This window comes from Megasphaera intestinihominis (assembly GCF_040096415.1).
In the GTDB taxonomy this organism is placed as follows: domain Bacteria; phylum Bacillota; class Negativicutes; order Veillonellales; family Megasphaeraceae; genus Megasphaera; species Megasphaera intestinihominis.
This window is the reverse complement of sequence record NZ_JBBMEU010000085.1, coordinates 1-7,835: the sequence shown is the minus strand read 5'-3', so window position 1 is coordinate 7,835 and position 7,835 is coordinate 1. Positions and strand designations below refer to the sequence as shown.

At 53.6% G+C, this 7,835-nt stretch carries 6 protein-coding genes, 1 tRNA gene and 1 pseudogene; 1 reads left to right on the top strand and 7 read right to left on the bottom strand.

Annotation, left to right across the window (positions count from 1 at the left end; genetic code table 11):
• The 6 genes and pseudogenes from mutL to WMO23_RS10380 all read right to left on the bottom strand — a co-directional run.
• On the bottom strand, nucleotides 1-1,088 hold a 1,088-nt coding region (mutL, locus tag WMO23_RS10405; RefSeq protein WP_349174012.1), incomplete at its 3' end, for a DNA mismatch repair endonuclease MutL.
• Entirely contained in the window at nucleotides 1,085-3,658 is a 2,574-nt protein-coding gene (gene mutS, locus WMO23_RS10400) for a DNA mismatch repair protein MutS (RefSeq protein ID WP_292106745.1), read from the bottom strand. The genes mutS and mutL, both read right to left, overlap by 4 nt.
• A gap of 38 nt (nucleotides 3,659-3,696) precedes the next feature.
• Nucleotides 3,697-5,025 carry a tRNA (N6-isopentenyl adenosine(37)-C2)-methylthiotransferase MiaB gene (gene miaB, locus WMO23_RS10395; RefSeq protein WP_292106730.1) on the bottom strand — a complete coding sequence of 443 codons (1,329 nt, stop codon included), beginning with the start codon at nucleotides 5,023-5,025 and terminating at the stop codon, nucleotides 3,697-3,699.
• A gap of 257 nt (nucleotides 5,026-5,282) precedes the next feature.
• Nucleotides 5,283-5,438 carry a type II toxin-antitoxin system RelB/DinJ family antitoxin gene (locus tag WMO23_RS10390; RefSeq protein WP_020311227.1) on the bottom strand — a complete coding sequence of 52 codons (156 nt, stop codon included), beginning with the start codon at nucleotides 5,436-5,438 and terminating at the stop codon, nucleotides 5,283-5,285.
• A gap of 29 nt (nucleotides 5,439-5,467) precedes the next feature.
• Nucleotides 5,468-5,743 (bottom strand): annotated as a pseudogene (locus tag WMO23_RS10385) (S-layer homology domain-containing protein); the annotation flags it as partial.
• A gap of 214 nt (nucleotides 5,744-5,957) precedes the next feature.
• On the bottom strand, nucleotides 5,958-7,082 hold the full coding sequence (locus tag WMO23_RS10380) for a DUF362 domain-containing protein (RefSeq protein ID WP_020311225.1): 1,125 nt from the start codon (nucleotides 7,080-7,082) through the stop codon (nucleotides 5,958-5,960).
• Nucleotides 7,083-7,233: 151 nt separating this feature from the next.
• On the opposite strand from WMO23_RS10380, the gene WMO23_RS10375 reads away from it, so the two are divergent.
• Nucleotides 7,234-7,322: transfer RNA gene (locus WMO23_RS10375), tRNA-Ser, on the top strand.
• 102 nt (nucleotides 7,323-7,424) lie between these two features.
• Here WMO23_RS10375 and WMO23_RS10370 read toward each other — a convergent pair.
• The gene (locus WMO23_RS10370) at nucleotides 7,425-7,583 is read right to left on the bottom strand and encodes a hypothetical protein (protein ID WP_020311224.1); all 159 of its coding nucleotides are present in this window, start codon (nucleotides 7,581-7,583) and stop codon (nucleotides 7,425-7,427) included.
• Nucleotides 7,584-7,835: the final 252 nt, after the last annotated feature.

The window sequence follows — 7,835 nt, the reverse complement described above, 5'->3', positions numbered from 1 at the left end:
CCCCCGGGGGCCCCCCCTACATGGACTTGCTGCGGGCCGCCCTCTGGGACGGCCCCTACAGCATCACCGATGGTCTTGGCGATGGCTTCGGGCTTTTCCTGGGCCACCAGGGCCGTGACGATGCTGTGGTAGATGGCGCGGTAGACGGCTTGTTCATCAGAGAATTTGATTTCCGTCTTAGCCGGATGGACGTTGACGTCAATCGTCGCCGGGTCGACGTGGAGGTGGAGCATGGCAAAGGGATAGCCCGATTTCGGCAGCATGGCATGATAGGCATTGTCAATGGCCTTGAACATCAAGGGATTATGGACGATGCGGTGATTGACGATGCACGTCTGCCAGTTGCGGTTGCTCTTTAAGACCGACGGCTTGCCTACATAGCCTTCCAGGCTGATACCGTCCTGGTCGGCAGTGACGGCAAAGACATCGCGGGCGACGTTGGCGCCGTAGATATTGGCAACGGTTTCCCGCAAATCGCCGGTGCCGCCGGTCTTCATTGTCGTCCGGCCGTTATTGGTAAAAGTAAAGGCAATGGCCGGATTGGCCAGGGCCAGTTTGGTCACCATTTCAGAGATTTTCGAACTTTCCGTCCGTTCGCTCTTGAGGAACTTGCGCCGCGCCGGCGTATTGTAAAAGAGGTCGCTCACTTCCATCGTCGTCCCGACCGGTGCGCCGGCCTGGTCTTCTGCCGTGATTTCGCCCCCGTCGAGGATGAGGTGCGTCGCAAAGTCATCGCTGGCCTGGCGCGTCGTGATCTGCATGTGCGATACGGCGGCGATACTGGGCACGGCTTCGCCGCGGAAGCCTAAAGACGTAATGGCAAAAATATCTTCGACGGAACTGATCTTGCTCGTACCGTGGCGGATGATGCACTTATGGGCATCTTCCGGACTCATGCCGCAGCCGTCGTCAGTGACCCGCATATAGGACTGGCCGCCGTCGGCGATTTCCACTTCAATGGCATGGGCACCGGCATCGATGGCATTTTCTACGAGTTCTTTGATGCACGATGCCGGCCGTTCGACGACTTCGCCGGCAGCAATCTTATTGCGCGTTGCTTCATCTAAGACATGAATGATTGAACTCACTGGATCCCACTTCCTTCTTTGGCATCTTTTTGCAGATTATATAAGAAAGAAATCGCTTCAATCGGCGTCATACTGCTGACATCGACGCTGAGCAACTTGTCGATGACGGGACTGGAAAAGAGGCTGTCTCCCATGGGTGACGGCGCCGGATTCACAGGCGCCTTGGCCGGGACGGGTGCTCCGCCGTTCTTTTCCAAGTCTTCCAAGATGACGTCGGCCCGCTTGAGCAGGCTTTCGGGCAGCCCGGCCAGACGGGCGACGTGCAGGCCATAGCTGCGGTCGGCCCCGCCGGGAATGATGCGCCGCAGGAACTTGATGTTCTTGCCCCGTTCCTTGACGGCGACGGTATAATTCTTAATTTTCGGCGAATCGTCAGCCATGGCGATGAGCTCATGGTAGTGCGTCGCAAACAGCGTCAGGGCGTGGATGTGCTTCAGGCAGTATTCGATGACAGCCCGGGCGATGGACATGCCGTCGAAGGTACTCGTGCCGCGGCCGATTTCATCGAGGATGAGCAGGCTGCGGCTGGTGGCGTGTTTCAGGATGTACGACACTTCCTTCATTTCCATCATGAACGTACTCTGGCCGGTGAGGATGTCGTCGCTGGCACCGATACGGGTAAAAATGCGGTCCACCGGGCAGATAGACCCTTCTTTGGCGGGAATGAAGGAGCCGGCCTGGGCCATGAGGACCAGCACGGCGACCTGGCGCATATACGTCGACTTGCCGGCCATGTTGGGGCCGGTGATGACCAGGATTTCATGGTCTTCATGGTTCAAGGTGACGTCGTTAGGCACGAACAATTCGTCTTTCAAATACTTTTCAATAATGGGATGGCGGCCGTCCTTAATGGAAATCGTCGCCTTGGTATTGAGGCTGGGACGGACGTAGCGGTTGTCATAGGCCGCGCAGGCCAGGCTGTACAGGCAGTCGATGCAGGCAATGGCCCGGGCCGTTTCCTGCATGGCCGGGATATGGCCCTGGATCTGGCGGCGGATATCGCCGAAGAGCTTGTATTCCAGCGCCAGCATCCGTTCCTGGCTGGTCAGGACTTTGACTTCAAATTCCTTCAATTCCGGCGTGATGTAGCGTTCGGCATTGACCAACGTCTGCTTGCGCACGTAGTAATCGGGGATGGGCTTGGTATTGGCATGGGAAATCTCGAAGTAATAGCCAAAGACCTTAGTATAGCCGATTTTCATCTTGATGCCCGTCTTTTCCCGTTCCTTCTCTTCCAGTTCCTGCAAAAAGGCATGACTGTTGGCCGCAATGGAGCGGATTTCATCGAGTTCCGGCGAAAAGCCGTCGCGGATGACGCCGCCGTTGCGGATGACCAGGCCCGGTTCGTCCTTGATGCCCCGGCAGAGCAGGTCATAGACGTCGTCATGAGTCTGCAAGCGGTCATTGAGGCTGTGCAGGAGGTCGGCACTGGCACCGGACAGGACCTGTTTCAGCTGCGGGATGACGGCCAGCGATTCCCGCAGGGCTACCAGGTCCTTGGGGCTCACGGTCCCCGTTTCGATGCGGGTCAGGATGCGTTCAAAATCGTAAATCCGGTCCAGCACGTCTGCCGTGTCCTGGCGCATGATTTCGTGGAGGACGAAATCTTCGACGGCATCCTGGCGGCGCGTAATGTCGGCAATGCGGATGAGCGGCGCTTCCAGCCACTTGCGCAGGAGCCGGCCGCCCATAGCCGTCTTAGTCTTGTCCAGGACATCGAGGAGCGTCCCCCGGCGGCCGCCGTCGCGGACGTTCTGCGTGATTTCCAGGTGGCGCAGGCTGGCCGCATCGACGACCAGACGCCGTTCATTATCGATATGTTCCAGCGAATTGATGTGGGAAATATCGGACTGCATGACGTCACTGACATAGGCCAGGAGCATGCCGATACACTCGCCGGCCACCGAGGCAGCGGCAAAGTCTTCCGGCGGGAAATAGGACCGGGCCTGTTCCCGGTAATCGACACTGTCATCGGCAGGAAATTCCGTAACCGTACACTGGGCCAGGTGGCTGCGCAGGTATTCGCGGACGGCATCCATATCCTTCCCCATGTGGGCGTAAATGAGCTCACTCGGTTCGTAGACGGCCAGGATGTCGAACAGGGAATCTTCCATGACCGACGCCGCACAGTCGGCCCACAAACATTCGCCCGTCGTGACGTCCATGAGGGCGATGGAAAGGATGGCATCGCTTTCGGCCAGGCAGCCGATGTAATTGTTCTTCTTCGACGCCACGGCATTCTCCAGAGTAATCGTCCCCGGCGTGATGACCTTGATGATCTTGCGCTTGACCAGCCCCTTGGCCAGCTTCGGGTCTTCCATCTGTTCACAGATAGCGACTTTATAGCCTTTGTGGACCAGCCGTTCGATATAGGTGTCGGCCGAATGGAAAGGTACGCCGCACATGGGGACCTTCTCTTTATTGCCGCCAGCCCGGCCGGTCAGGGTCAGGTCGAGTTCGCGCGACGCCGTCAGGGCATCGTCAAAAAACATTTCATAGAAATCGCCGAGGCGGAAAAAGAGAATCTTATCCTGGCACTGCTCTTTGACTTCCATGTACTGCTGCATCATAGGCGTTAATTTTTTTCCTGCCAAAGTCTCACCTTCCTTTAGTGCACTAAGTGACCTTTGAGGACCCACGTCTGGCCTTTGTCGACCTGGACCGGCACGGTATCGCCGATGGCGACGGAACCGTCATTTTCCCAGATGATCATCTTGTTGCCCGTCGTCCGGCCGAACCAGTGGTTGGCATCGTTCTTGGTCGGCCCTTCAACGATGACGTCATAGACGTGGTCTTCCATTTCTTTATTTTTTGCTAAACTATAGACGTTCTGCACATCCATGAGCCGCTGCAGACGGCGGCTCTTTTCTTCCTGCGGGATCTGGTCTTCCATCTTGGCCGCCGGCGTCCCCGTCCGCGGCGAATAGATGAAGGTATAGGCCATGTCGTACTGGACGCGCTTGAGCAGGTTCAGCGTATCTTCGAACATGGCCTCCGTTTCGCCTGGGAAGCCGACGATGATGTCCGTCGTCAGGACCAGGTCGGGCATGCACTTGCGGGCATAGTCGACGAGTTCCAGGTAATGTTCCACCGTGTAGCCGCGGTTCATCTTCTTCAAGAGCTCGTCAGAACCGCACTGGATGGGCAGATGCATGTGGTTGACGACCTTTTTGCTGTCGGCAATGGCGTCGATCATGGCAAAAGTCATATCCTTGGGGTGGCTGGTCATGTACCGGACCCGTTCGATGCCGTCGATATCGTCGACAGCGGCGACGAGCTTGGAGAAATCCGTGCCGTCCTTGAGGTCCAGGCCATAGGAATTGACATTCTGGCCGAGAAGGGTGATTTCCTTGTAGCCTTCAGCAGCGACCTTCTTGATTTCTTCGACAATGGCGTCGATGGGACGGCTCACTTCACGGCCCCGGACATAAGGCACGATACAGTACGTGCAGAACTTGTTGCAGCCGTTCATGATGGGGATCCAGGCAAAGAATTTCTGGAAGCGCTTGACCGGCATATCATGGAAAGCCGGCAGGGTCATGTCGGCAGCCATATAATGGTCGGCCTTGCTGCGCCGTTCCCGGATGAGCTCGATGAGCTTGTGGATATTGTGCGTACCGATGACCAAATCGATGTGCGGCGCCCGCTTGAAGAGCTTATCCTGCCATTCCTGGGCCATGCAGCCCGTGACGGCAATGATCAAATCGGGGTTCTGCTTCTTCAAATGCTTGAGTTCGCCGATTTTCCCCAGCGTCTTGTCTTCCGCCGTTTCGCGGACACAACACGTATTGATGAGGATGACATCGGCTGTATCCAAATCTTCCGTATTGTGATAGCCCAGCTCCTCCAACTGACCGGCATAATGCTCACTGTCAGACATATTCGCCTGACAGCCATAAGAAATAATATGATAAAATCGATTGCTCTGAAAATCCATGTATTCTCTCCGTTTTTCACAAAAATCATAATTTAGGGTTTACAGTATATAATACCATATATAGGCCGCCCCTGTGAAGGGCTTTTTAGGGGCTCGTGGCCCGCAGGCCGCCGGTCGCAGTTCGCAGGCCGCCGTGAATCCTGTGCCCAGCCGGGATTTATGACGAACGATATCTGCTAACCCCTGACCCCTAGCTGCTAACAGCTTGAAAGGACTTGTCGCCGTGCGACAAGTCCTTTCTCTTTACTCTCTCGATTCTATTTTTTGCTCGAAGCCTTTATTTCAAAGGGAATCCGTTGTTCCCGGACGGTTGTCTTGATGAACAAATGGATGGCTGCCGTCATGCTGATGCCGGCAGCATCGCAAAATGCTTCAAACTCCTTTTTGAGGTCTGAATCGATACGAAAAGACAATCCTATCTGTGCGATGATACTCCCCTCCTCTACTGTTTTGCTTCGGGAATGACGCGGACTCGTTCGATCGTCGGTTTGCCATTCTTATCTTTGGCAATCGTATCGATGCGGATGTGTTTCATTTCCGGCGAGAATTCTTTCGCTAATTTATCCAGCGTGCCGTCCTGGCTCAAAGCCGGGTTGGAAGCGGCACCGGCCATGATGGCCCGGTACACGATGGCAGCAAATTCATAACGCGTCATCATGCGGTCGCCGTCGAAGTTCCCATCGGGATAACCCGTCAGGATACCGGCCTGTTTCAGCTTGGTAACGTATTCTTAAGAAGTATATCTTCACATAAAAAAACGCAGGAACCAAACCGGCGCCCCTTCCGGTTTAGTTCCTGCGTATTTATAGACTCCACTGTCTAAAAGGCGAATCGTGAATATACATTTATCCTTTATGGAATTACACTATAGCAATATACTTGCTATAATAGTAATCATAGATTTTAACTCAAACTTTAGTAGTTAGCTTTAATCAGCGGACGCGGACGAGTTCGTATTCCCGTGTGCCTAAGCCGATTTTTTCAGCGTGTTCCAGGGTCGTCTTCCAGTCGACATTAGGATTGCTGTCGAGGAAGTGATCGTGATGGTGCTGCCAATCGGGTTTAGCCAGGTTATCCGACAACTGGCTGTTGGGCATAGGAGCGGCTTTCATGCAGGCATCGGCACAAGCCTGGTCGAGAGCGACCGGGTCGAAGGAAGCGAACATGCCGATGTCCGGCAGGATAGGTGCATCGTTTTCGGCATGGCAGTCGCAGTTCGGCGAAATGTCCATGACCAGGTTGATGTGGAAGCACGGGCGGTCCTGGCAGACGGCCTGGGCGTATTCGGCCATCTTGCGGTCCAGTTTTTCATTGGCATCCCATTCGACAGTCTGAATGGCATCAAAAGCACAGGCGCCGATGCAGCGGCCGCAGCCTTTGCACAAGTCTTCGTGGATGTGGGCGACGTTATCTTCATAAGTGATGGCGTCAGAACCGCATTCCTGAGCGCAGCGATGACAGTTCTTGCACTTGCTTTCGTCAACTTTCGGTTTGCCCGACGAATGCTGTTCCATCTTGCCGGCGCGGCTGCCGCAACCCATGCCAATATTCTTGATGGCGCCGCCAAAGCCCGTCATTTCATGGCCCTTGAAGTGAGCCAGGCTGATGAAAACGTCGGCATCCATGATGGCCCGGCCGATTTTCGCTTTTTCGACGTATTCGCCGTTCTTGACCGGCACTTCGATTTCATCGGTGCCGCGCAGGCCGTCGCCGATGATGATCTGACAGCCCGTAGTGACCGTATTATAACCGTTGAGGTTGGCACAATCCATGTGTTCCAAAGCGTGCTTACGACTGCCCGGATAGAGCGTATTGCAGTCCGTCAGGAACGGCCGGCCGCCTAATTCCTTGACCAAATCGGCCACGGCTTTGACGTACTGCGGGCGCAGCGAAGCCAGACAGCCTAATTCCCCAAAATGCATCTTGATGGCGACGAATTTTCCTTCAAAATTGATATTTTCAATACCAGCCTTCTTGCAGAGCTTCTGCAGTTTCTGTAAATTATTTTTCCCCGGACGGCAGCGGAAGTCCGTGAAATATACCTTGGCTTTTTCCATATTTTTACCCCCTAACAATAAGATACTTTCATTGTACCACCTGAAGTACACTCTAAGTCAACATTTTCTTTGTAAACCAACTGTCAAAAATAAATATGCAAAAAAACTTGACGGATAGCGCATACCATGCTATACTAGTAAAGTACCTTATGGAGCGGTATCGAAGTGGTCATAACGGGGCTGACTCGAAATCAGTTAGGCCGAAAGGTCTCGTGGGTTCGAATCCCACCCGCTCCGCCAAATCAAAAACGCACTGATAAGCCATTCATGGAACTTATCAGTGCGTTTTTTCTATAACAAGTACATCTTCTAGGATAATTTCTATCAATATTTGCTCGTGTTTCATCGATTTTCTAAGTCCCTATAGGCTTTTTCATTGCGTTGAAACATGAGATGAGAGGCCTTACGGATTTTTTCTTTTATTTCTTGATTTCCTTTGCTGGTAAGAAGTTTTCTTGTCTCAGATTCCTTGATTACTTTGGCAGTATTAGATAAATTCATGACATTCATCTCCTTACATACATTCTTACTCACTATAAGTGATATTAACTTACTATAAATAAGTATATCACAACTGACGAAGTATTTACTATTCAAGCATCAAAAAAAGAGGCTGTCGCATGAAGACAGCCGGATTTGTTTTTTTCAGATTTTTTGTTCAGCCCTAATGGATACGGCTGCCTGGCCCCTGGTGGGTGACATTGCGGGAACGTCCTCGGTCCGGCACGGTCCGGGTAGGCCGTGCCGGATGGC

Bases quoted from the DNA above. Each gene is read 5' to 3' on its own strand.
- mutS (WP_292106745.1), bottom strand. From the start codon at position 3,658: ATGATGCAGCAGTACATGGAAGTCAAAGAGCAGTGCCAGGATAAGATT.
- miaB (WP_292106730.1), bottom strand. From the start codon at position 5,025: ATGGATTTTCAGAGCAATCGATTTTATCATATTATTTCTTATGGCTGT.
- WMO23_RS10380 (WP_020311225.1), bottom strand. From the start codon at position 7,082: ATGGAAAAAGCCAAGGTATATTTCACGGACTTCCGCTGCCGTCCGGGG.
- WMO23_RS10370 (WP_020311224.1), bottom strand. From the start codon at position 7,583: ATGAATTTATCTAATACTGCCAAAGTAATCAAGGAATCTGAGACAAGA.